The sequence below is a fragment of the Faecalibacterium sp. I3-3-89 genome, assembly GCF_023347275.1.
Taxonomy (GTDB): domain Bacteria; phylum Bacillota; class Clostridia; order Oscillospirales; family Ruminococcaceae; genus Faecalibacterium; species Faecalibacterium butyricigenerans.
Genome location: NZ_CP094468.1, coordinates 1,512,410 through 1,535,230 on the forward strand (window position 1 = coordinate 1,512,410; position 22,821 = coordinate 1,535,230).

Sequence of the window (22,821 nt, forward strand, 5' to 3'; positions counted from 1 at the left end):
CTCCATATTTATTTCTGGACAGGCTGCGATTTCTCGCTGCCGTATCCCTTATAATAGTAGCCGGACTTGTAGTAGCGTTTATAATACAGGCTCGACTTACTATTCATTTCTGCACGGTCCAGCACGACACCCAGAAGCGGCACTCCGGTGCGCTTGAGCTGCTGGACCGAATCGCCCACGACCTTGCGGGGCGTCTCACCGCCGCGCACCACCAGAACGGTGCCGTCGCAGTGGGTGGCGATGTTCATGGCGTCGGCCACGCTGCCGAGGGGCGGCGTATCGATGAGCACGACACCGAAACGCTGGCGGCAATGCTCGATCATCTGCGCAAAGCGCTCGCTTTCCAGCAGGATGGTGGGGTTGGTCACGGTCTTTGCCACCGGGATGATATACCCGTTGGGGACGTTGGTCTCATAGATGACGTCATCCAGCTCGGCCTTGCCCGCCAGATAATGGACGCCGCCGATGAGCTGGCCGGAGGTGGACATCCCGTACTTGCTGCGCATCTCCGACTTGCGGAAGTCGCAGTCGATGAGGACGGCGGGCGTGCCCAGCTCGGCGATCATCCGCCACAGCTGCATGGTCACGAAGCTCTTGCCCTCATTGGGCGTGCTGCTGGTGATCATGATGGTCTTGACATCGCTGCCGCAGAAGCTCAGATTGATGCGCAGCTGGTTGATGGCCTCGCTCACCTCGAAGGGGAGCTGCGGCATCTTGCCGATTTGAAGCTTATTCATGGTCGTTCTCCCCCTCTTATCTGCTCATCACGTCGTTCCAGCGGAAGGCGCTCTTCTTCTTGGTGTCATTGTGGTTGAAGCTGCCCAGATCGACCTCCGGGATGGTAGCCAGCGGCTGGACGCCCAGATACTTGGCCACATCGTCCGGCGTATCGAAGCTGTCCTTCATCAGGTACTGCACCAGCAGCACGCCGCAGCAGAGCACAGCGCCCAGCAGTGCGCCCAGCACCGTATTCTTGGCGTAGCTGGGGCTGGACTTCTGGGTGGGCACCACAGCGTCCTCCACCACGTTGGGCGTCTCCGTCTCCATGATCTCGGGCAGGTAGATGCGGGCCTGCTTGATCAGCTCGTTGGCGATGTCTGCCGCCCGCTCGGGGTCGCTGTCGGTGACGGTCACTTTGAGGATGCGGGTGTCATTGGTGTTGGTGATGCTGACCTGCCCTGCAAGGCTGCGGTAGTTGGTGTCGAGGTCCAGATTTTTGATGACATCCTGCAGCAGCGGACGGCTGAGCATCAGCTCCTGATAGTCCGCCGTCAGCTGAGAGCCGATCTGCAGGTCGGTCAGGTTGACGATGGAGTTGTTGGAGGCAGACACGATGTAGATGCTGGCCGAGGCCTGATACATCGGCGTCACGAAGAAATACGTAAAGCCGAACGCCAGCAGTGCGCCCGCCAGAAAGCAGGCGATGATCTGCAGGATGTGCCCCCACAGCAGGTAGAATACCTCTACGAGATCGATCTCTTCTTCTGTCTCTGCGCCGTTGATGGCCGCCGGATTGAGTGCCTGTTGTTCCTTGCCCACTGATTGATCCTACCTTTCCAGTTTCCTATTCCCTTATCGTACTTTTTCATAAAACAGCTGTAAGACGGTCGCCTCCCGGCTGGACTCGTCCAGATGGTAGGCCCAGTAGCCGTTCTCGATGACGTTCTCGCCGTCGATGGTCAGGGTGTCGAGCTGTTTGTACTGCTTGAGCTTTTCGCCGATCTTTGCGGCCGTGCCGCTGGCGATGTCCGTCACCATGTAGTCCTCCAGCGCCGTATAGGCTTCGGCTGCGAACTGGCTGTCCTGCTGCCGGAGCTTTTCTTCCAGCGCGGCGAGGAACTGCCGCTGACGGGCCATGCGGGCGATGTTGGTCTGGTCGTCGATGTGGTGGCGGCTGCGCACATAGGTCAGCGCCTTCTCGCCGTCCAGCGTCACCTCTTCGCCCTGCACCAGCGTGGGGTCGATCTCGGAGAAATCCGAGGTGACGGTCAGGGTCACACCCCCCACAAGGTCGGTGACGATGCCCACGGCGTCCATGTTCAATGCAAAATATCCGTCGATGGGCTGGTCGTCCAGCAGCATCGAGACGGCAAGCGCGGTGTTCTCGCAGCTGTTCTCCCGGCCATTGCCGTAATAATGGGCCAGCGCGATCTGCTCGTCGGCATACGCCGCCACCCCGCCCAGAACATCCAGCACCGGCACCTTCGTGATGGTGTCGCGGTTGATCTGCAGCACCTGCCACGTCTTGTTGGCGTCGTCCACCACCAGCACCATCTGGACGTCGGCCTGTCCGCCGCCCTCGTAGCTGTCCACGGCCACGGCCTTGCCCTTGACGTCGATGCCCATGATCAGGTACGTCTCAAGGCCGGAGCGCTGACGATAGGTGCTGCCGTCGTAGGTGATCTCCTTCTGCTCCTCCGGGGCCGCGATGACGGCGCTGCCCACCTCGTCGGAGCCGGTCGCATAGCGGTCGTTCTCCCAGAAATGGAGGGCCGCTGCGCCGCCGGCCAGCAGTGCCAGCGCCACTGCCGCCGCCACGCCCGCCTTGAGGACGTCCTTCCGGCGGAGTCGTTTTTCCTCTCGGAACCTCACACTTGCGCGAGAGTCGGTGCCGTCAGCCGACGGGCGTTCTCATCCATCTGTGCAAGGAACGCTTCGCCCAGCTTGCGCCGCACCATCTCTCTTCCCCCTTTCAGATTTGGCGGTCTTTTTGTCATGTCGTGGCAGTCGCTGCCCAGCAGCGGCGTCGCCGTCAGCTCCAGAAGCTCAAGCCCCTGCCGACGGGTCCCCCAGCGGAGCAGGGTATCCGCGTTCACCTGAAGGGCCAGCGGCAGCTTGGCCAGCTCTTCCAGCCGACGGCGGTTACTCGAGCTGAAGCAGAACCGCTCGGGATGGACGAGCACGACATTGAAATGTAAATCCAGCGACAGCACCGCCACCGTCTCCACCTGCTGGTCGGTCCACTCCGAAAAGGGCATCTCCAGCATCAGGGTGCGGGTGTTCTCGATGCAGAGCCGCTCCGGGTGATGTTCTTCCATCCCCCGGAAATAGGCTGCTTCCGCCGCCGGAAGGATGCGGGGCAGGCTGCTCCCTGCCGGGATAGCGCTGTGCAGCGCGTTCAGGGCCGCCGCCCGCCGCGCCAGATACATGGTGACGCTGTTCTCCCGGGTGTAGTAGTGGGAGGTCGCACAGACCGTCCCGACCCCCATCCCGGCCAGCGCCTGAAGCATCGCCAGCGACATCTCCACGCTCTCGCTTCCGTCGTCCATCTGCGGAAGGATATGGGCGTGCAGTTCGATCAGCGCTCCCGACTCCATACCGCATCACCGCCTTTCCGCATTTTTATGGATTTCTCTTCCTCACTTTCTCACATTCTAGCATAGAAAAATCTAGGATGCAACAGGCAATTCCGCGGAAATGCTTCTCTACGGCATTTTTTATCGCAATTTTCAAAAATAGTGCCTATCAAAATAGCATATTTGCGATATGCAGTTTGCGGATGTTGCTTGTGCATTAAATACGCAAACTGCTATATTTGACTGCTCCCGATTTTTGGCCTTCGTAAGCCAAAAAGCCGCTTTCTGTGCTTCGCAGTACAAAAAACGGCTTCGAATCAGCATTCCTCCGGCCTGCGGAAGTTTATTCCGGCAGATCCTCTTCGTTCTCGAGGCTGTGCCAGACGTTCTGGACGTCGTCGTTGTCCTCGAGGGCATCCAGCAGTTTGCCCATCAGCTTGAGCTGGTCGGGGTCGGTCAGGCGGGTGGTGGTCATGGGGACCATGGCCAGATCGTCGGAGAGGATCTCGTAGCCCTTCTCCTCCAGAGCCTTGACGACAGCGGAGTAGTTCTCGGGGTCGGTGGTGATCTCCGCAGCCTCTTCGCCTGCGTCGAAGTCCTCTGCACCGGCATCCAGAGCGTCCATCATGGCCTCGTCGGCGTCCTTGTCCTCCAGAGAGATGTCGATGACGCCCTTCTGGCTGAACAGGAAGCCCACGCAGCCCATGGCGCCCAGATTGCCGCCGTTCTTGTCGAAGTAGTGGCGCAGGTCGGCAGCGGTACGGTTGCGGTTGTCGGTCAGGGTCTCCACCATGACAGCGACGCCGCCGGGGCCGTAGCCCTCGTAGGTGATTGCCTCGTACTCGGTCTTATCGCCGCCCTCGGCCTTCTTGATGATGCGCTGGATGTTATCGTTCGGCACGCTCATACGCTTTGCCTTGGCGATCAGGTCTGCCAGCTTGCTGTTGGAAGCGGGGTTGGGGCCGCCGGTGCGGACGGCGACGCTGATCTCGCGGCCGATCTTGGTAAAGACCTTTGCCTTCGCGCCGTCGGTCTTTTCCTTCTTGCGCTTGATGTTGTTCCATTTGCTATGTCCAGACATGGGAAAGAGCCTCCTGTATTTTATCAGTGATCTCCGCCTGCGGGCAGACGGGCTGTGGTCGCCCGCATTGTGGCAGCACACAAAATCTAACTCTATTATTCTATCACAACAGCCATCGGCGTTCAAGCCTTGTGCTGCTGGTTTTCGGGCCTATTCTGCCAAAAACTGCGTTTTACAGCAGCCGGAGCGCCTTGGGGTAGTGGTTTTTGACCCTGCCGCCGGACACTTTTCCGCCGCCCAGCGGCCAGCCGTCCACCGTCACGCAGCACCAGCCGTCGGCGGCGGTGCGGGCTTCGGCCTCCCGGCCGGAGAGATATTCCACGGTCCGCGGGTCGGCGAGGGTCAGCTCCTCGCGGTTCTTGCAGAGCGCGCCGAAGGCCGTGAACAGATGGTGCTCCGGCACGAAGCGGCCCTTCTGCACGCTGCCCACAAAGACGCCCGCCCGCAGGACGTGGAGATTCGTCTGGGGGAAGGCCGCCGGAAGCAGGACGCCTCCGCCATGCACCACGGCGGGCCGTCCGGCCAGCTCCGGGAAATATTCCTCCGCGAACTCCCGCCACGCGGCGAGGCTCTGGGCGGGCGTTGCCTCCCCTGCCCCGCCGTCCCGGCTGCGGACGCTGCGGCCCTGCGCGGCCTCCCGGCAGGCGCGGCTGTTCTCCCGCCGTGCGCTGCGGGCATCGGCGGGTCGGCCGCCTTTCTGGGGCTTGCCGCCCTTGGCCTTTCGGCCTGCCTCGGCGGCAGCGGCCAGCCAGAGCTGTTCTTCCGGCGTGTACCCGCCGGGGGCAGGCAGGGCGCGGGGCGTGCCCGCCTTGACCAGCCGGGCCATGAAGTGGCCCTCGCCGCCCTGACAGGGCCAGATACGGCGCACCTTGCTCACATCCAGCGGCAGTCCGCCGGTGCGGTTGGCCTCGCCCTCGCTGCCGAAGGTGTAGTCCACATGGCCCAGCACGTCGGCCAGCGCGAACTCCGGGTGGCGCTGTAAGAACGCTGCCACCTGCCCCTCATCCTCCTCGGGTGCGAAGGTGCAGGTGGAGTAGACCAGCTCCCCGCCCGGTGCAAGGGCCGCGGCGGCGCTGTCGAGGATGTCTGCGCCAAGCTCCGCGCACTGCTTCACCAGCGCCTCACAGTGCTGGGCCAGCGCGGCAGGCTCTTTGCGGAACATCCCCTCGCCGGAGCAGGGCGCATCCACCAGCACCCGGTCAAAAAACTCCGGCAGAGCCGCCGCGATGCGGGCGGGCGTCTCGTTGAGCACCACAGCATTGGGCACACCCATCCGCTCGAGGTTGCTTTTCAGGATCTCCGCCCGGGCCGCGACGTATTCGTTGCTGACCAGAAGCCCCTGCCCCCGCAGGGCGGCGGCGAGCTGGCTGCTCTTACCGCCGGGGGCGGCGCACAGGTCCAGCACCCGCATCCCGGGCCGGACGCCCAGCAGCGGCGCGGCGGACGAGGCCGACGGCTCCTGCGAGTAAAAGACGCCTGCGTGATGATAGGGGTGGCGTCCCGGCTTGAAGTCGGGACACTCCACCACGAACGCCGCCTTGCAGAAGGGCGAGGGCCGGAGCGGGAAGTCTGCCCGGGCCGCAAACTCCTCCGGGGTCGTGCGGAGTGCGGAGACGGTCACGCCCCGGGCCGCCGTCTCCTGCGGGGCGGCGTAGAGCCGCTCGTACCGTTCGCCCAGCAGGGCGCGCTCCCGGGCTTCAAAATATTCGGCAGGCATTTTTGCAAAACCTCCTTCGGGCTGCGGTGCATAAAGCCGCCGCAGCCGGTCAAACTATGGGCAGGGAGCGCAAAGCGCCTCCCGAAATCGAAAGGAGCGACGATACGATGGAAAATCGCAGCGAGAACCGCAGCACCAACTGCAAGAACCAGAACCGCACCACCAATCAGACGAACAGCCGCACCACCAGTTCCAGCCAGAACTCTGCCACCAACGAGCACAAGCACCCCAACCAGTACACCAAGGGTGCCGACGATGAGGGCGGCAAGAACTCGGCCCACAACTCCGCCCGCAACAGCCGATAAGGCGGAGTGACCCCAAAAAGCCCACTGCTCTCCTTGCACTGTTCCCCAGTGCAGAAAGCAGTGGGCTTTCGCGTTTTTTCTTACTTCTCGTTGGGGTCGAAGGACTGCCACAGCGTCTCGAACAGCTCCTGCACCCGGCCCAGCTGGCCGTTCAGATACAGCCAGCCCAGCAGGCACTCGAAGCCGGTAGAGGCACGATATTCCTCCGGGGAGGCGTGCTTGGCGACGCTGGCTTTGCTGGCATTGCGGCCCCGCTTGAAGACGGCAAGCTCGTCCTCTGTGAAGAGCGGCTCCAACAGCTGCTCCTCCCGGAACTGCGCCCGGGCCGAGACGTACTTGACCTTTTCGGCGTTGAGCTTTCCCGCCGACAGCCGGTGGTGCTCCACCAGCCGCTGCCGCACCAGAAGCTCCAGCACACTGTCGCCCACAAAGGCCAGCGCCAGCGGACTCAGCTCCCGGGGGTCGATCTTTTCGGGTTCGTTCATAGGATACCTCTTAGAAGATATAATCGAACTGATACTCGCCGATGAGGATGGTGTCGTTCTCCTGCACGCCCTTCTGGACCAGAGCGTCCAGAATACCGCTCTCACCCAGCTGACGCTGGAAATACTGCAGGCTCTCGTAGTCGTCCACATTGCTGCCGGCAAGGATATACTCCAGCCACGGCGCATCCACGCTCCAGACATGAGCCTCCATCCGCTTGATGGTGAACTCGCGGCTGCCAGCCTTTGCCTCCGGCTTCTTGTACTCGGGGGTGAACACGGGGATGGCGGGGATGTCCTTCAGGCGGTTGTAGACCAGACCCGGAAGCTCCCTCACGCCCTGCATGGTGGCGGCGGAGATGGGCACGAAGGTCAGGCCCTTCTCCTCCACATACCTGCGGAAGGTGTCGATCTGTTCCTCGGTGGCGAGGTCACACTTGTTGCCCACCACGATCTGGGGACGCTCGGCCAGCGCAGGGCTGAACTTTGCCAGCTCCTCGTTGATCTTCTCGAAGTCCTCGATGGGGTCGCGGCACTCGCTGCCGGAGACATCCACGACGTGGAGCAGCAGGCGGCAGCGCTCCACATGGCGGAGGAAGTCATGGCCCAGACCGATGCCCTCGCTGGCACCCTCGATGAGGCCGGGGATGTCGGCGCAGACAAAGCTTGCGCCCTCCCCCACCGACACGACGCCCAGCGTGGGCACCAGCGTGGTAAAGTGGTAGTTGGCGATCTTCGGCTTGGCGGCGCTGATGGTGGAGATGAGGGTGGACTTGCCCACATTGGGGAAGCCGATGAGGCCCACATCTGCGATCAGCTTCAGCTCCAGCGTCACCTGAATGTCCTCGCCGGGCATACCGGGCTTTGCGAACTTGGGGATCTGGCGGGTGGGGGTGGCGAAATGGGCATTGCCATAGCCGCCCCGGCCTCCCTTGGCCACGGTCACGGGGGTGTGGTCGGACAAATCGGCGATGACAAGGCCGCTCTCGGCGTCCTTGATGACGGTGCCCAGCGGCACCTTGATGACAAGGTTCTCGGCGTTCTTGCCGTGGCAGAGGCTCGCGCCGCCCTTGCCGCCCTCGTCAGCGGTGTACTTGCGCTTGTAGCGGAAATCCATCAGGGTGGTGAGGTGGTCGTCCACAACGAAGATGATGTCGCCGCCCCGTCCGCCGTCGCCGCCGTCCGGGCCGCCAGCGGCCACGAACTTTTCACGATGGAAGCTCACAGCGCCGTCGCCGCCCTTGCCCGCATGGAGCCAGATGGTGGCGATGTCGATAAAATTGGTTTGTGCTGCCATACAGGCCCTCCTGTTCTCAGAAAAGATTCTTCTCAGCGCTTATTCTTTGCGCTTTTATTGGAAAATAACCTCTCAGTCCGCGCTTTGGCGCGGCCAGCTCCCCCAGCGAGGGGAGCCAGATCAAGGAAGAAGAAATTCATCAAAAAGAGCCGGGCCACGAGGGTCCGGCTCTCTGTGTTGCAGATTTTAGGAAGAAGTTACTGCTTGACGCTGCACTTCTTGCCGCTCTTGCCCACGCGCTCGAAACGAACGGTGCCATCGACCAGAGCAAACAGGGTATCATCGCTGCCCTTGCCGACATTCTCACCCGGCTGGATGTGAGTGCCGCGCTGGCGAACGAGGATGTTGCCGGCCAGAACGAACTGACCATCTGCACGCTTGGTGCCCAGACGCTGAGCCGCAGAATCACGGCCATTCTTGGTGCTGCCTACGCCCTTTTTATGTGCCATTGTAATATACCTCCTACTTAGCCGTTGATCGCAGTGATCTCAACCTTGGTGAAGGGCTGACGATGGCCCATGCGGCGAGCACTGTGCTTCTTTGCGCGATAGGTGATGATGTTCAGCTTCTTGCCCTTGCCATTCTTGATGACCTTAGCAGAAACGGAAGCGCCCTCAACAACAGGAGCGCCAACCTTGACCGAACCCTCCTCGCCGACAGCGAGAACCTGATCAAACTTCACTTCGGAGTCGGCCTCAACGTCCAGCTTCTCGATGTAGACGATGTCGCCCTGCTCCACGCGGTACTGCTTACCGCCGGTAACAATGATTGCGTACATTTTGTTCATTCCTTTTCGTTGTACTCGCTGGTCGTAAAGGCAGGCCCTCACAGGGGCCATTTGAGGCGCCCACACCAAGCGGCTAGAATAGTATAGCAAAAAAGCGTGCGGATTTCAAGAGGAAAATCCCGCTTTTTCGGAAATATTTTCAGTTTTTCTCCGCCAGCTTCTCCTTCAGCATCTGCTTCACCTGCTCGTTATATGCGTTGGTGCGCTCGATGAAAAGCTTGCGGGGGCTGGACGCCACCAGCTGCTCCTGCTCAAGGACAAGCTCCGGCTGCGCTTTGTGCACCTTCGCCAGAAGGGTGCGGTTCTCCGCCGTCAGGGCCAACGTCACCATGAGCGGCTTGCCTTTATACTTCCGGGTCAGGAAGATCTCCAGCGCCACGCCGCCCACGACGGCCGCTGCCGCCACTAGCTGGGAGGCGCGCAGGCCCAGCGACGGCACCAGCAGCAGGCTGTCGGTGCGGAGGCCCTCGATCCAGAAGCGGCCTGCGCCGTACCAGATGAGATAGCGCAGGGCGATGTCGCCGTTGAACTTCCGCTTCTTGATGTACGCCGTCAGCAGGGCCAGACCCACGAAGCACCAGATGCTTTCGTAGAGGAAGGTGGGGTGGACGGGCATCGCGGGGTCGATGGTGACGCCCTTGGGCACCGTAACGGTGCTGCCCATCAGGTATTCCTCCGTCGCCTCGCTGAACATCCCCCACGGCAGGGTGGTGTTGCAGCCGAAGGCCTCCTGATTGAAGAAGTTGCCCCAGCGGCCGCAGCCCTGTCCGATGAGGAATCCCATGCCGGCGAGGTCGAACATGGGCAGCACCGGCACACCCCGCCACTTGCAGGCCAGACCACCGAACACGAAAGCGCCGATGATGCCGCCGTAGATGGCCAGACCGCCATCCCGGACAGCCAGCACATCCCAGATGGTATCATAATTATAGGGTGCCATCGCCACATAATACAGGCGGGCGCTGGCGATGCCCAGCACCACACCGACGAGGATGACGTCCACCATCGCGTCGGCGTCGATGCCGAACTCGGTGCAGCGGCGGAACGCGAACACCAGCGCAAGGCAGAGGCCGAAGGCGATGCAGACGCCATACCAATAAATATCGGCCCCGCCGATGCTGAAGGCCACACGGTCCAGCTCAAAGCTGAGGCCAAGGCCCGGGAACTGTACCAGATTCGTCATTCTTCTGTCTCCTCTTCTTCCTCATCGCCGACCGTGCCGTCCGGCTCGATGCGCATCATGGCCATCCGCTCCGGGCGGAGGATGTGCTGCAGGGCCGCGTCGGCATCCTCTGCCGTCAGGCCTGCCAGCATGGTGATCTGCTGGGCCACGGTCTGGCCTGCCAGCGCGAAATCCGCCATCTGGCTGGCCGAATCCTCGACATTTTCCAGATTTTCGATGAGCTGGCCGTATTTTTCGTTTTTGCAGAGGGTGAAGATCTCCCGGTCAACCCCCTCGCGCCGCACCCGCTCGATCTCGTCCAGCAGAAGCTGGCGGACGGTGTCGGGGGCGTCGCTCTCGCCGGTGAAGAGGATGCAGCAGCACCCCTCCACCCGCAGCACCTCGCCGCCGAAGCCCGGGTTGGTCAGGCCCTCGTCGTAGAGGCGGCGGTAGAGCGGCGACATCCCGCCGCAGATGCAGCAGAGGATAAGCTCGTACAGCATCTCGCTGCGCAGGTCGCCGAAGGGCAGCGGCTCTTCCTTGAAGCCCAGACCGAAGCAGGGTTTGGCGATGGGCATGGCGATGGTCTTTTCCGCCGCCGCCAGCGTCATGGGTTCGGGGCGGAGCAGCCGCTCCACCTTTTCCGCCGGGCGCTCGTCCATCAGGCCGTGGCGGGCACAGGCCGCGAGGATCTGCTCCATGCTGGTGTTGCCCGCTGCGGCCAGCACCATATTGCCCGGGGCATAGAAAGCCCTGCAGCAGTCGTAGAGCATCCCGGGGGTTATCTCGGCAATGCTCTCCACCGTGCCCGCAATGTCGCTGCGGATGGGGTGGCTGTGGTACAGGCACTCGCACAGGCCAGTGATGAGCCGCCAGTCAGGGCTGTCATCGTACATCTTGATCTCCTGCCCGATGATGCCCTGCTCCTTGGCGATGGTCTGCTCGGTAAAGTAGGGGCGTCCCACCATGCCCAGCAGCACGTCAAGGCTCTCGTCCAGCTGTTCTGTGGCCGTAAAGAGATAGCAGGTGCGGTCGAAAGCGGTGAAGGCATTGGCGTTGGCGCCGGTCTTGGCAAACTTTGCAAAGGCGTCGCCGTCCTCATCCTCAAACATCTTGTGCTCGAGGAAATGGGCCACACCGGCGGGCAGATGTACCTCCCGCTCCCCCAGCCGGAAGTCCCGGTCGATGGAGCCGAAGCGGGTTGCATAGATGACATGGGTGCCGGAGTAGCCCGGCATGGGGCGGACGAGGACAGTCAGCCCCGAGGGCAGGGTCTGCCACTGGTCTGCGGCGGTGCGTTCCAGCACGCTCCGGGTGTTCTCAGCCATTCTCGTCTCCCTCCTCTCTCGTCAGCAGGCAGCTCACCGACAGGGTGAACTGCCGGAGGATGTCCCGCACCTCTTCCTTGGTCACGGCCAGCAGGGCGCGGCGGGCGTCGTCCGGCGTCTGCACCGGGCCGCCCCGCAGCACCTCCATATAGTACCACGTCTCGATGCCGCCCAGCGTATCTTCGAGGCCGTTCATCCCGGCCAGCAGGCCCCGGCGGCAGTCTTCCAGCTCCTCGTCGGTGATGGGGCCGTCGCAGAGGTCTTTCAGCTCTTTGAGCACGGCTGCCTCGGCCCGGGCCGCGTCCGCGTGCTCGACTCCGCTGTTGACGGCCATGCTGCCCGTAAAGCTCTGGAAAGAGGACGAGCAGTAATAGCACAGATGGTCCCGCTCCCGGACGTTCAGGAAGAGGCGGCTGGTGACGCTGCCGCCGTAGAGAGCCATCGCCAGCCGGACTGCGGCCAGCTGGCCGGGCTGCATGGGCTGGCCCAGCGTGAAGAGCATACAGAGCTTGGCCTGCGTGGTGTCGAAGTGCTCCACTCGGCGCACCGGCTCCCGCCGGGGCATGGCGATGTTCTCCGCCCGGGGCAGCGGGACGCGGTCGAGGGCCGAAAGCTCGGCCAGCAGGGCATCCTGCACAGCGGCGGTGCTGGCCTCGTCACAGCCCAGCACGATCAGCTCGATGTTCGCCGTCCGGAGCATCTCGTCATAAGCCTCGGTCAGCATCTCAGGCGTCAGGCTGTCTACCTCTTCCAGATAGCCCTCCTGCCGGACACCGGCGGGGCTGTCGCCGAAAAATTCCCGGTTGGCCTGCCGCTGGCAGTAGAGCCGCTTGTCGTTCACTTCGTCTTCCAGCGCCTTTTTCAGCATCTGTTTCTCGATGCCCACGGCCTCAGGGTCGAAGGTTCCGCCCACGAAATAGGGGTGGAAGGCTGTGCCCAGCGCCAGTGCGGCGTACTCCTGCGTCAGCTTCTCCCCTTCCAGCGCGAACTGGTCCTTGATGCCGGTGATGCTGACGCAGAGGTTGTGGCTGCATCCCATCGGGCGGGCGTCCACCGTCAGGTCGGCACCATAGAGGCGGGCCAGCTTCTTGGTCAGCTGGGTCATATCGGGGCAGTCGGCATAGCCCCGCTCCATCACCAGCGGCAGCAGTGCGTGGGCCGTGGCCGTTTCGCGGCGGGCCGGGAACGCAAAGTGGATGCTGATGCGGCAGCGATTGAATTTCTGCGCGGCGTCATACGAGAGATGGACGCCGGGCGCGATCTGGGTTCGTTTCAATGTTCTATCGTCCTTTTGTGTTATTTCGTTTGTTCCAGCGCCAGATACTCTTCCAGCGAGAGGCCCGAGGCACGGATGGCGAGGGCGTTGTCCCTGCCCACATACCGCCAGTGCCACGGCTCGAACACCATGCCGGTGGCGGCCTGACGCTCCTGCGGCCAACGCAGGATGAAGCCGTACTCGGCCGCATAGGCCTCCAGCCACTCGTAGGCGCGGGTGTCGGCGAAGCCGGTGTTCTCCTCAAGGCTGTCCGCTGCGAGGATGTCGGCGGCGTAGCCGGTGGCGTACTCGCTGGCCTCCGGCGCGGGCTGGACGGTGGCGGCCTTGGCGGCAGCGGCCTCTTCCTTGCTTCCGGCCTCCCGGTAGCTCTGGACTGCGGCCTCATAGGCGCTCTGGCGGGCGGCGGCGTCCTGATGGCCCGCCGTCAGCACCAGCTCGATCCCATCCTGCCGCGCAGCCTCCGCCATCTGGCGGTAAGCTGCGGCGGCCTCGGCCTCCAGCGAAACGCCGGTGGCCTCGTCGGCCACGGCAAGCTCCGGCGTCGGCTCTTCCGCCAGGGGCAGGTTCCCATTCACCAGCACAAGACGGGCGTCGGAGAGGTCTGTCTCTGCGCCGCCCGTATACTCCCGGGCCTCGAAAGCCGTCGGCGGCGCGATGAGGGCGTAGGCCTTCGGCAGCAGCCAGAGGATGCCGCCGGTCATCACGGCCATCATCGCGCCGCAGCTGAGCAGAAAGACCGTCCAGTTGCGCACGAGGCGGATGCGGTGTCTCCGGCGGCGCTGGGCCGGCGGCAGCGTGCGGCGGGGTTCGGGTCGATTTTGCTCCATGATGCAGCTTCCTTCCTCTTGTTCGGCGTTCGCCCGGGGTGCAGGCAGATAGTTACATTATACACCCCTTTTCTCCGGGTGTAAACGGCAGGCCCTGTAAAAAAATTGTGTACGCAAAAAAGCCGCCGCACCGGCGCAGAGCGCACGGCACGGCGGCTTCTATAGCCTTTTTTACTCGAACAGCATATCGTGGATGGCGCTGACTGCCTTATCGGCGTCCTCGCGGTCGATGATGCAGGAGATCTTGATCTCGCTGGTGGAGATCATCTTGATGTTGATGTTGTTGTTGGACATGGCCTCGAACATCTTGGAGGCCACGCCGCTGTGGCTCTGCATACCGGCACCCACGATGGACACCTTGGCGCAGGTCTCGTCGCAGGTGATCTGATCGAAGTGTGCGCCCTCGCGCAGGGCGCGCATGGCAGTCTCCGCCTCGCTCTCAGCGCAGGTGAAGCTGATGTCCTTCTTGCCGTCGCGGCCGGTGGACTGCAGGATGATGTCCACATTGATGTTCTTCTGGGCCAGCAGGCCGAAGATCTTGAAGCTGGTGCCCGGCTCATCGGGAACATTCAGGATAGTGATAACAGCAACATCGGTGTCCTTTGCGACACCCTTGATCAGCATACCTTCCACGTCTTTTACAACCTCCTTGACGACCGTGCCGGGCACGGGGTTCAGGCTGGAGAGGACCTCCAGCTCCACATTATACTTCTTGGCCAGCTCCACGCTGCGGTTGTTGAGCACCTGTGCGCCGAGAGAGGCCAGCTCCAGCATCTCGTCAAAGGTGATCTCGTCCAGCTTGCGGGTGTTGCGCACCTTGCGGGGGTCGGCCGTGTAAACGCCCTCCACATCCGTGAAGATCTGGCAGCGGTCGGCGTGCAGGGCTGCCGCGATGGCGACGGCGCTGGTGTCCGAGCCGCCACGGCCCAGCGTGGTGATGTCGTCCAGCTTGTTCAGGCCCTGGAAGCCTGCCACGACGACGACGCGGTTGCGCTCCAGCTCCGAAGAGATGCGCTCGGTCTCCAGCTTGGTGATGCGGGCCTTGGTGTAGGCACGGTCGGTGCGGAAACCCGCCTGCCAGCCGGTCAGGCTGGTGGCGTGGCAGCCCAGTTCGTTCAGGGCCATGGCCAGCAGGGAGATGCTGATCTCTTCGCCTGCGGCCAGCAGCATATCCATCTCACGGGCAGAAGGGTTGTGGGTGATCTCTGCTGCCTTTGCGATAAGGTCATCGGTGGTGTCGCCCTGTGCGGACACCACCACGACCACGTCATTTCCCGCGTTGTGGGTGTTGGCCACGATGCGGGCCACGTTGAAGATACGGTCCCGGTCCTTCACCGAAGAACCGCCGAACTTCTGTACGATCAACGCCATATCTTGTCACTCTCCTCTTTTTGCTCCCTCAGTGTCTGAGGGGTACACCGGGCGGAAGCGGTCTTGCACTTCCTCTCCCTGTCTATCATTCCACTGTCGCACCGGTGTTGTCGGCATCCAGCCGCAGCAGTGTAAATGCTTCACATCCGTCCAAGCCCTCCAGCAGCTCGAGGCCTTTTTCCAGCTTGGAGTAGAATTTTTCGGCGCTGGCCTTCTCTGCCACCGCCATCACGGTGCTGCCCGCGCCCGAGACGTATACCGCCTTTGCGCCGCAGAGCCGCGCCATGTCGAAGACTTCCTTCGAGCCGGGCATCAGGGGCATCCGGTAGGGCTGGTGGAGCTTATCTTCGGTGGCGATGGCCAGCAGGTCGTGGCGTCCCTCACAGAACGCCGCCGGGATGAGGGCTGCACGGGACAGGTTATACACCGCATCCTTGTGAGTGACCTCTTTCGGCAGGGCCGCACGGGCGGCCTCGGTCAGCAGCTTGTAGTCGGGCACGATGGCCGCGAAGCAGAGGCTCTCGTCCACGTCCCGCTTGACGGAGTAGACCACGCCGTCCTCGAAGACGCTGCTGGTCAGGCCGCCCAGAAGGGCCGGTGCCACGTTATCGGGGTGGCCCTCGATGGAGGTGGCCAGCGTCAGCAGCTCCTGCGTGTTGAGCACATCGCCCAGCATCCGGTTCGCGCCCAGCAGGCCCGCGATGATGCAGGCCGAGGACGAGCCGAGGCCCCGGGCCATGGGGATGGCGTTGGTCTGGACGAGCTTGAGGGGCGGCATGGTCTTGCCCACCTTGTCGAACAGGCCCTTGGCCGAGCGATAGACCAGATTGCTCTCGCCCCGGGGGATACGGGTGCCGTCCGCCGCCGAGATGTCCAGATGGTCGCTCTCTTCAAATGTCACCGTGTTGTACAGCGTCACCGCGAGGCCCAGTGCATCGAAGCCGGAGCCGATATTGGCGCTGGTCGCCGGGACGGAAACTTTGATCTTCATAGCTGTTCCCTCTCCTCTTCCGCTCAGACTTCCTCGGGCAGACGGCGGAGCACCAGCTTCACGCTGCCGCCCACGGCCTCCACCTTCCGGGCCGCTTCGGCCAGAGCCTTGCCGTCGGCGCTGTCCACGAAGTAGGCACAGCCGTCGAAGTGCTCATCCACCACATGGCCCTTGCCATAGATGGCCTCGGCCACGGCCGGGGCGATGCCCTCCACACGCACATAGTATGCGGCAGGCGCGGGGTCGGTGAGCATCCCTTCCACCGGCTCGGCGGGCTGCCAAAACAGGCTGTCGTGGACCTTGGAGCCGTTCTTGAGGGCGTCCACCACGTCGGCCACCACGGCGCTGGCGGTGGGAAGCTTGCCTGCGCCCTTGCCGTAAAAGACCACATCGCCCAGCATATCGCCCTTCACGAGGACGGCGTTGAAGACGTCGTCCACGCCGGCCAGCTGGTTCACCTTCGGCACGAGGCAGGGCTCGACGCCCGCAGCCACGCTGCCGTCCTCGCCCCGCTTCATCCATGCGATGAGCTTGATGACGCAGCCCAGCTTTTCCGCTGCCGCCACATCGCCCGCCGTGATGTCCCGGATGCCGCGGGTGGGGATGTTCTGGGGGTAGATCTGATGGCCGCAGACCAGCGAGGACAGGATGGCGATCTTGCGGCAGGCGTCGCGGCCGTCCACATCATCGCCGGGGTCCTTCGTCTCGGCGTAACCCAGCTCCTGCGCGATCTTCAGTGCCTCGTCAAAGCCCAAATTCTCCCGCACCATCTTGGTGAGCATGAAATTGGTGGTGCCGTTGACGATGCCCTCCACCTCAGTGATGACATTGGCCGCGAGGCACTGATGCATCGGGGTGATGATGGGGGTGCCGCCGCCCACAGAGGCCTCGAAGAGGAAGGCGCAGCCGTGGGCCTTGGCCAGAGCCAGCAGCTCTGCGCCGTAGGTGGCCACCATCTCCTTGTTGGAGGTGCAGACGCTCCGGCCGCTCTCGAGGCAGGCCTTGACGTAGGGGTAGGCGAAGCGGGTGCCGCCGATGGTCTCGACGACGACCTTCACCTCCGGGTCTTCCAGAATGGTATCGAAGTTCTTGATGAACAGCTGTGCGGCCGGATGAGCCGAGAAATCCTTGGGGTCAAGGATGTACTTGACCTCCACCGGCTCGCCTGCGCGGCGGGAGACGCCTGCGGCGTTGCGGCAGAGCACCTCGTACACGCCGCTGCCCACCGTGCCAAAGCCCAAGATCGCGATTTTTGCCATGATACAGCCCTCGTTCCTGTTTTCTATCAATATACTCTCACAGATTGTATCCGCAGTGTACGCCCACGACCATCCGCTGACGCGAAAGCTTTTCGGTCAGCTCCTCGGGGGTCATCTGCATGGTGTCGGTGCGGATGGTGACAGCCACCAGCGCCGCACCGTTCTCCGGGGTAGACTGGTTGATGGTCACGATGCTAGCACCGGCGGCGCTGATGCCGGCCAGAAGGCTCTGCAGCGCGCCCGTCTCATCCCGCAGGGTCGCCATAACGGTGATGACCTCGCGGCCATTCTCCGAGTCGAAGATGCAGTCCTTATATTTATAAAATGCGCTGCGCGACAGGTCCACGCTGCGGGTCGCAGCCGAGATGCTGCGCGCCTCCCCGCTGGCCAGAAGCTCCTTGGCGCGGACGACTTTGAGAAAGACTTCCGGCAGCACCTGCGCGTCCACCAGATAAAAACGGCGTTCCAACTTGTTCACCTCACAAACACAAGTGTTCTTGCAGAAAATATAATAGCATCCGACTCCCCGCATTGCAAGGGGTCGGATGCTATTTTGGCAGATTATCCAGTTTTGTGCCGTGAAGTGCCCTCTCAGCGCACCGGAATTGCTATCCGATGCCGCAAAAGTATGAGTTTTTTCGCTCAGTCGGTGTCGAGGTTGGTGGTATCCGGCTCCGACGTGAGGGGGGCGCTGGACACAGCGGCCTGACCGTGGGAGTAGTTGCAGACATCGGGCAGGTCGTCGGCGCGGTAGTAGCCCACTGCGGTGCTGGGGCAGGAGCCGCTGGCCAGCAGTCCGCTCTGGGTGCAGTAGCTGCGCTCCACGACGCCGCCTGCCGCCGGGAATGCCTTATAGGGCAGGTCTGCCTGCACCTGCTCCATCAGGGCCTTCCATGCCATGACACAGGTGCGGGTCTTAGCCTGCTGCTTGCCGAGGGTCTTGGTCATGTCGTAAGGCGCATCATAGCCCCACCACACGGCGGTGACGTAGTAGGGCGTGCCGCCCACGAACCACAGGTCCTTCTCGTCGCTGGCCGTACCGGTCTTGCCGAAGGCCTCCATACCATTGGAGTTGGGGTAGCGGCCGCTGGCCGTGCCGACGCTGGAGAACAGGACGTTCTTGAGCAGGCGGTTCATGACATAAGCCGTCTGGGGGGTCAGGGCCTGATAGCTGGTGTCGTTGCTCTCCATATAGATGTTGCCGTCGCGGTCGAGGACGCGGGTGTAGAGATGGGGTGTGGTGTACTCGCCGTCATAGAAGATCTGGAACGCCGCCGCCAGCGCCATCGGGGTGACGCCGTGGGTCTGGCTGCCCATGACCATCTGCGCAAGGCCCACGTCGTTGACCGGGTCCAGCGTATTGAGCTGCAAGGTATTGTAGACGAAGTTGAAGATGTTGCTTGCGCCCACGAGGTCGCCCACCCGGATGGCGATGGTGTTCAGCGAGCGGGCAAGGCCGTTCCAGAGCGGCAGGTCGGAGTTGTCGCCGTAGTTGCCGCCGTAGTTGCGGGGCCAGCTGCGCCATGCGTTGGGATAGGCTTTCAGCTGCTTGTCGGTCAGGCCCATCAGGCCGTTCTTCCGGCAGTAGTCCTCGTCGCGGATGACCATATCCTGTTTGAGGTAGAGAGGCGAGTTGTTGAGCATGGTGGACCAGTTGACCAGACCATACTCGATGCCCAGCGCATACGCACCGATGGGCTTGATGGTGGAGCCGGTCTGCCGGGTGACGCCGTAGGCGCGGTTCAGGGAGAGGCTCTTGGTCTTTTCGCCCAGACCGCCCACCATGGCCAGCACATTGCCGTCGTAGTCCAGCGTGACCATCGCGGCCTGTGTGCGGACGTTGCGGTAGTAGTAGACCGTGCCGTCCTCGCCGGTGCGGGTCTTGGGGGTGCCGTCCTCGTTGTACACCTGCACATCGTCGTCCGAGATGCTGGTCACTTCTTCCTCATGCCAGCCGGCCGGGAAGTAGGCGTCGTCGGCGTTGAGCATCAGATTCTCCATCGCGGTCTGGAGCTTGGGGTTCACGGTGGCCTCGATGGTGTAGCCGCCGGTGTAGAGCATACTCTGGGCGGTGGACTCGTCCACGCCCTCCTTGGCCATGATGTCTTTCACCACCTCGTTGAAGAGGGCGTCGGTGAAGTAGGAGGTGGTGGAGCTGCTCTTCTTGCTGCCATCCTCCTCCGCCAGCATCAGCGGCTGCGCCGCTGCGTTGCGGTAATCATCCTCCGAGATGACGCCCTGCTGCCACATATTGTAGAGCAGGAAGTTGCGGCGGTGGATGAGGTTTTCGGGGTTGGTGTAGGGGTTGTAGTTGGTCGGATTCTTGGTGATGGAAGCGATGGACGCGCACTCCCAGAGGGTCAGCTGGCTGACATCCTTGTTGAAGTACTCATTGGCCGCCGTCTGGACGCCCTGAATGGTGCCCGTGAAGCTGATGGTGTTGAGATACGCTTCCAGAATGGTCTCCTTGGAATAGCTGCGGCTCAGGATGAGGGCGCGGTAGATCTCGCGCAGCTTGCGCAGTGCACCCTCGATGCCGCTGGCGCTCTTGTCGCTGGTCAGGTTCTTGATGAGCTGCTGCTCCAGCGTGGAAGCGCCCTGCTTGGAGCTGTAGATGGGCAGCAGGTACTCGTTGATCATCGCGCCGATGGTGCGCTTGAAGTTGACGCCCGGCTCAGTGTAGAAGTCCTTATCCTCGGTGCAGATGAATGCATACTGTAGGTTGGTCGGGATCTGCTCGAGGTCGGCCCAGACGCGGTGGCTGTTCGAGGAGCGCAGGGTGGCGTACTCCACCTGTGCACCGGTGTCCGGGTCGGTGGCCACCACAAGGCTCGACTGGCTCAGCTCGATGTTGTCGAGGTCCAGCAGGTCGCCGTCGTTGGCCGTGGCCTGCACCACATAGTAGACTGCGCCCACCGCCGCCAGACTGCCTGCCATGATGCCCAGACAGACGAGGGTGACGAGGGTGCGGCCCAGAAACCGCAGGACGGGGTGGCCGCTCTTTTCCTCCGGCTCCCGCGGCGCACGGCTGCGGCGGGGCGTCTCCTCGGCGGGGCGTCTCTCCCGGAGAGCACCGTTGCTGCGGATCTTTCGTCTTTCGTTGTTTGAGATAAGGATCCCCTCCTATCGCAATTTTCGCATCAAAGCACCGCCGAAGGGTGCTGTTCGCTGTTCATCCTGCTGCGGACGAGTCCGCCCGCAGCCATAATAATACATTATAGTCCTCGCCATCCTCTTCTGCAAGGGGCAAATCGACCGGATACGATATTAGTATAGCACATCTGCCCCGCCAAAGTACAGCACCCGGGTGTGAAAATTCTGCGCTTCTGTCTGAGGCTGTTGTTTTTTGCACATACTACCGTCTGAAACATCATTCTGCCCCGAAAGGAGTCCACTGCCATGCGCAAGGTCTGGCTCTGCGTTTTTTATGCCGTCTGCATCTTCACCATCGTGTTCAGCCTGTTCTGGATGGCCCTGCCCAAGCTCCCCTTCCCTGCCGACTCAGGCACAGAAACGCCCGCCTCCGAGCCGGGGCTGGCTGCACAGGGCCGCGCCGGGCAGAGCAGCACGGATTTTTACCTCTGCGACGAGGGCGGACGGGTGGTGGTCTACACCTGCACGGAGAATGGCCTGCCCGACAAGCGCCTCCTGCGCACCGGCATCTACGTCAACCTCCTGCCCGAGGCCGACGCCATCCGGCTCAAGCAGGGCTTCTACGTCTCCGGGGAGACCGCCCTGCGGGCGCAGCTGGAGGACCTCGGCGGATAAGCAAAAAGCCTGACCGCTTGCGGACGGTCAGGCTTTTTGCGTCTTTCATCAGGCTTCGAGCTGTTCCAGCGGGATGAGATAATCCTTGCGGCACTGCTCGTAGTTGAGCATATATTCCTTCGTGGGGTTGTGGTGCATCATATTCTTGAGGGTGTGGGAGTCGTAGTCCTCGCCTGCCTCCATGCCCACCAGACGGGCGGCAATGTTGGAGCAGTGGTCGGAGATACGCTCGGCGTTGTTCAGCACATCGAGGAAGACGACACCGGTATCGATGGAGCAGATGCCGTCTTTCAGGCGCTTGATGTGCTGGGCGCGGAGCTTCTCCACAAGGATGTCGATGACCTGCTCCAGCGGCTCCACCTGACTGGCCATCCGGCCATCGTCCGCCTCGAATGCATCCGCCGTAAGGGTCAGGATCTTTTCCAGCGCCTTGTCCAGAAGCTTCAGCTCCTGCTGGGCCATCTCGCTGAAGGTAACTTCCTTATCGGCCAGTTCCTGTGCCTTTTCCTTGATGTTCACGGCGTAGTCGCCGATGCGCTCACACTCGGTGACGAAGTTGAGCAGCTCTGTCACCTCGTGGCTCTCCGCGTCGCCCAGCTCCTGATCCGCCAGCTTGATGAGGTAGTTTGAGATCTCGACCTCCATCCGGTCGATGAGGTTCTCGCGGACATCAATGGCGCTCACCACGTCCTCGTCCATCTTGAGCAGCAGCGGGGTGGAAAGACCGACGTTGCGGGCCGCACGGCGGGACATCTTGACGACGGCATTCTTGGCCTGCTGCAAAGCCACGGCCGGGCTCTTGAACAGACGCTCATCCAGCACAGGCATACTCATCTCCTGCGCCTCCTCGGCGCTGCTGGGCACGGTCATCATGGCCAGCTTGGACAGCACACCGCTGCAGGGCAGGAAGAACAGCATCGCAATGACGCTGGTCATGGTGTGGATGTTTGCGATGCTGCTCTTGTTCATCACATCGCCCCACATGGGGATGCCGATGGTGAACTGGAGCGCATAGACCAGCGCCAGCAGGATGACGCTGCCGATGATGTTGAAGTACAGGTGGATGAGGGCGGCGCGCTTGCCGTCCTTGGAGGAGCCGCCGATGGTCAGCAGCGGGGTGAACGCGGTGCCGATGTGGGCACCCAGCACGATGGGGATGGCCGAACTGAAGGTGACGAGGCCGGTGCTGGACAGAGCCTGCAGGATACCCACCGACGCCGAGGACGACTGGATGATGACCGTGACCACCACACCCACGAGAACGCCGAGGATGGGGTTGGTCATGGTGACGAACAGCTCCTGAAACATGGCGCTCTCCCGCAGGGGGGACACGCCGGTGTCCATCAGGCTCATGCCTGTGAACAGGATGCCGAAGCCCAGCATGATCTGGCCGATGTTCTTCTTTTTCGCGCTGCGGATAAAGACATAAAAAATGCAGCCGATAAACGCCACCACCGGCGCAAACGTCTTGGGCTGGATGAGGGTCAGGATGAGGCTGTCGCCCGAAATATCCGCCATGCGGATGAGCTGGCCCGTGACCGTCGTACCAATGTTTGCACCCATGATAACGCCTACCGACTGCGTAAGGGTCATGATGCCGGAGTTGACAAGGCCGACACAGATGACGACCGTACCGGCGGACGACTGGATCACGCCGGTGATGAGCGTACCGAAAATAACGCCCTTGATGGTGGAGGAGGTCAGCTTCTGTAATACGCCCTGCATCTTGCCGCCGGCCAGCTTTTCGAGGCCGGCGCCCATGATCGACATACCATACAGGAACAGCGCAATACCGCCCAGCAGAGAGGTGATGTGTGTAATGTCCATAAAACAATGCTCCTAAAATCTTCCTATTGCTCCATTGCACAAGACGG

Annotated in this window: 22 protein-coding genes; 2 read left to right on the forward strand and 20 right to left on the reverse strand. The window is 62.4% G+C overall.

What is annotated here, in order from left to right; genetic code table 11:
- Positions 1-8: 8 nt before the first annotated feature.
- The 6 genes from MTP38_RS07090 to MTP38_RS07115 form a co-directional block, all read right to left on the reverse strand.
- Positions 9-737 (reverse strand): CpsD/CapB family tyrosine-protein kinase, encoded by a 729-nt coding sequence (locus MTP38_RS07090; protein WP_249233092.1) that lies wholly within the window; start codon positions 735-737, stop codon positions 9-11.
- A gap of 16 nt (positions 738-753) precedes the next feature.
- Positions 754-1,539 (reverse strand): YveK family protein, encoded by a 786-nt coding sequence (locus tag MTP38_RS07095; RefSeq protein ID WP_249233093.1) that lies wholly within the window; start codon positions 1,537-1,539, stop codon positions 754-756.
- A gap of 33 nt (positions 1,540-1,572) precedes the next feature.
- Positions 1,573-2,592: an LCP family protein gene (locus MTP38_RS07100; RefSeq protein WP_227621145.1), complete on the reverse strand. Its 1,020-nt coding sequence runs from the start codon at positions 2,590-2,592 to the stop codon at positions 1,573-1,575.
- On the reverse strand, positions 2,589-3,317 hold the full coding sequence (locus tag MTP38_RS07105) for a CpsB/CapC family capsule biosynthesis tyrosine phosphatase (RefSeq protein WP_249233094.1): 729 nt from the start codon (positions 3,315-3,317) through the stop codon (positions 2,589-2,591). Before MTP38_RS07105 ends, MTP38_RS07100 begins: the two co-directional genes overlap by 4 nt.
- A gap of 322 nt (positions 3,318-3,639) precedes the next feature.
- The gene (locus tag MTP38_RS07110; RefSeq protein WP_227621143.1) at positions 3,640-4,377 is read right to left on the reverse strand and encodes a YebC/PmpR family DNA-binding transcriptional regulator; all 738 of its coding nucleotides are present in this window, start codon (positions 4,375-4,377) and stop codon (positions 3,640-3,642) included.
- Between the two features lie 172 nt (positions 4,378-4,549).
- On the reverse strand, positions 4,550-6,094 hold the full coding sequence (locus MTP38_RS07115; RefSeq protein ID WP_249233095.1) for an RsmB/NOP family class I SAM-dependent RNA methyltransferase: 1,545 nt from the start codon (positions 6,092-6,094) through the stop codon (positions 4,550-4,552).
- A gap of 107 nt (positions 6,095-6,201) precedes the next feature.
- Here MTP38_RS07115 and MTP38_RS07120 point away from each other — a divergent pair, with 107 nt between their 5' ends.
- Complete coding sequence (locus MTP38_RS07120) at positions 6,202-6,399, forward strand: hypothetical protein (protein ID WP_227621141.1); 198 nt, start codon at positions 6,202-6,204, stop codon at positions 6,397-6,399.
- 80 nt (positions 6,400-6,479) lie between these two features.
- On the opposite strand, the gene MTP38_RS07125 is transcribed toward MTP38_RS07120, so the two are convergent.
- From MTP38_RS07125 to MTP38_RS07185, 13 genes are all read right to left on the reverse strand, one after another.
- Positions 6,480-6,884 carry a Mini-ribonuclease 3 gene (locus MTP38_RS07125; RefSeq protein WP_249233098.1) on the reverse strand — a complete coding sequence of 135 codons (405 nt, stop codon included), beginning with the start codon at positions 6,882-6,884 and terminating at the stop codon, positions 6,480-6,482.
- A 10-nt stretch (positions 6,885-6,894) separates the two neighbouring features.
- Positions 6,895-8,178, reverse strand: a complete 1,284-nt coding sequence (obgE, locus tag MTP38_RS07130; protein ID WP_249233101.1) for a GTPase ObgE — start codon at positions 8,176-8,178, stop codon at positions 6,895-6,897.
- A 197-nt stretch (positions 8,179-8,375) separates the two neighbouring features.
- A complete protein-coding gene (gene rpmA / locus MTP38_RS07135) occupies positions 8,376-8,627 on the reverse strand; it encodes a 50S ribosomal protein L27 (protein ID WP_015563948.1) in 252 nt (83 codons plus the stop codon).
- A gap of 17 nt (positions 8,628-8,644) precedes the next feature.
- Complete coding sequence (gene rplU / locus MTP38_RS07140) at positions 8,645-8,956, reverse strand: 50S ribosomal protein L21 (RefSeq protein WP_227621138.1); 312 nt, start codon at positions 8,954-8,956, stop codon at positions 8,645-8,647.
- Between the two features lie 148 nt (positions 8,957-9,104).
- Positions 9,105-10,148 (reverse strand): prolipoprotein diacylglyceryl transferase, encoded by a 1,044-nt coding sequence (gene lgt, locus MTP38_RS07145; RefSeq protein WP_249233105.1) that lies wholly within the window; start codon positions 10,146-10,148, stop codon positions 9,105-9,107.
- Positions 10,145-11,455 carry an EF-P 5-aminopentanol modification-associated protein YfmH gene (gene yfmH / locus MTP38_RS07150; protein ID WP_249233106.1) on the reverse strand — a complete coding sequence of 437 codons (1,311 nt, stop codon included), beginning with the start codon at positions 11,453-11,455 and terminating at the stop codon, positions 10,145-10,147. The genes lgt and yfmH overlap by 4 nt, the downstream gene beginning before the upstream one ends.
- Positions 11,448-12,731, reverse strand: a complete 1,284-nt coding sequence (locus MTP38_RS07155) for a M16 family metallopeptidase (RefSeq protein WP_249233107.1) — start codon at positions 12,729-12,731, stop codon at positions 11,448-11,450. The genes yfmH and MTP38_RS07155 overlap by 8 nt, the downstream gene beginning before the upstream one ends.
- A gap of 20 nt (positions 12,732-12,751) precedes the next feature.
- Positions 12,752-13,558 carry a M15 family metallopeptidase gene (locus tag MTP38_RS07160; RefSeq protein ID WP_249233108.1) on the reverse strand — a complete coding sequence of 269 codons (807 nt, stop codon included), beginning with the start codon at positions 13,556-13,558 and terminating at the stop codon, positions 12,752-12,754.
- A 171-nt stretch (positions 13,559-13,729) separates the two neighbouring features.
- On the reverse strand, positions 13,730-14,929 hold the full coding sequence (locus MTP38_RS07165; RefSeq protein WP_249233109.1) for an aspartate kinase: 1,200 nt from the start codon (positions 14,927-14,929) through the stop codon (positions 13,730-13,732).
- An 85-nt stretch (positions 14,930-15,014) separates the two neighbouring features.
- Positions 15,015-15,920, reverse strand: a complete 906-nt coding sequence (gene thrB, locus MTP38_RS07170; RefSeq protein WP_227621132.1) for a homoserine kinase — start codon at positions 15,918-15,920, stop codon at positions 15,015-15,017.
- Between the two features lie 23 nt (positions 15,921-15,943).
- Complete coding sequence (locus MTP38_RS07175) at positions 15,944-17,179, reverse strand: homoserine dehydrogenase (RefSeq protein ID WP_249233110.1); 1,236 nt, start codon at positions 17,177-17,179, stop codon at positions 15,944-15,946.
- Positions 17,180-17,216: 37 nt separating this feature from the next.
- Positions 17,217-17,657, reverse strand: coding sequence for an ACT domain-containing protein (locus MTP38_RS07180; protein WP_112114976.1), 441 nt, complete (start codon positions 17,655-17,657; stop codon positions 17,217-17,219).
- A gap of 164 nt (positions 17,658-17,821) precedes the next feature.
- Complete coding sequence (locus MTP38_RS07185) at positions 17,822-20,116, reverse strand: transglycosylase domain-containing protein (protein WP_249233111.1); 2,295 nt, start codon at positions 20,114-20,116, stop codon at positions 17,822-17,824.
- A gap of 462 nt (positions 20,117-20,578) precedes the next feature.
- On the opposite strand from MTP38_RS07185, the gene MTP38_RS07190 reads away from it, so the two are divergent.
- Positions 20,579-20,947, forward strand: a complete 369-nt coding sequence (locus MTP38_RS07190; protein ID WP_249233112.1) for a hypothetical protein — start codon at positions 20,579-20,581, stop codon at positions 20,945-20,947.
- Between the two features lie 48 nt (positions 20,948-20,995).
- Here MTP38_RS07190 and MTP38_RS07195 read toward each other — a convergent pair whose 3' ends face one another.
- A complete protein-coding gene (locus MTP38_RS07195; RefSeq protein ID WP_249233113.1) occupies positions 20,996-22,774 on the reverse strand; it encodes a Na/Pi cotransporter family protein in 1,779 nt (592 codons plus the stop codon).
- Positions 22,775-22,821 lie beyond the last annotated feature (47 nt).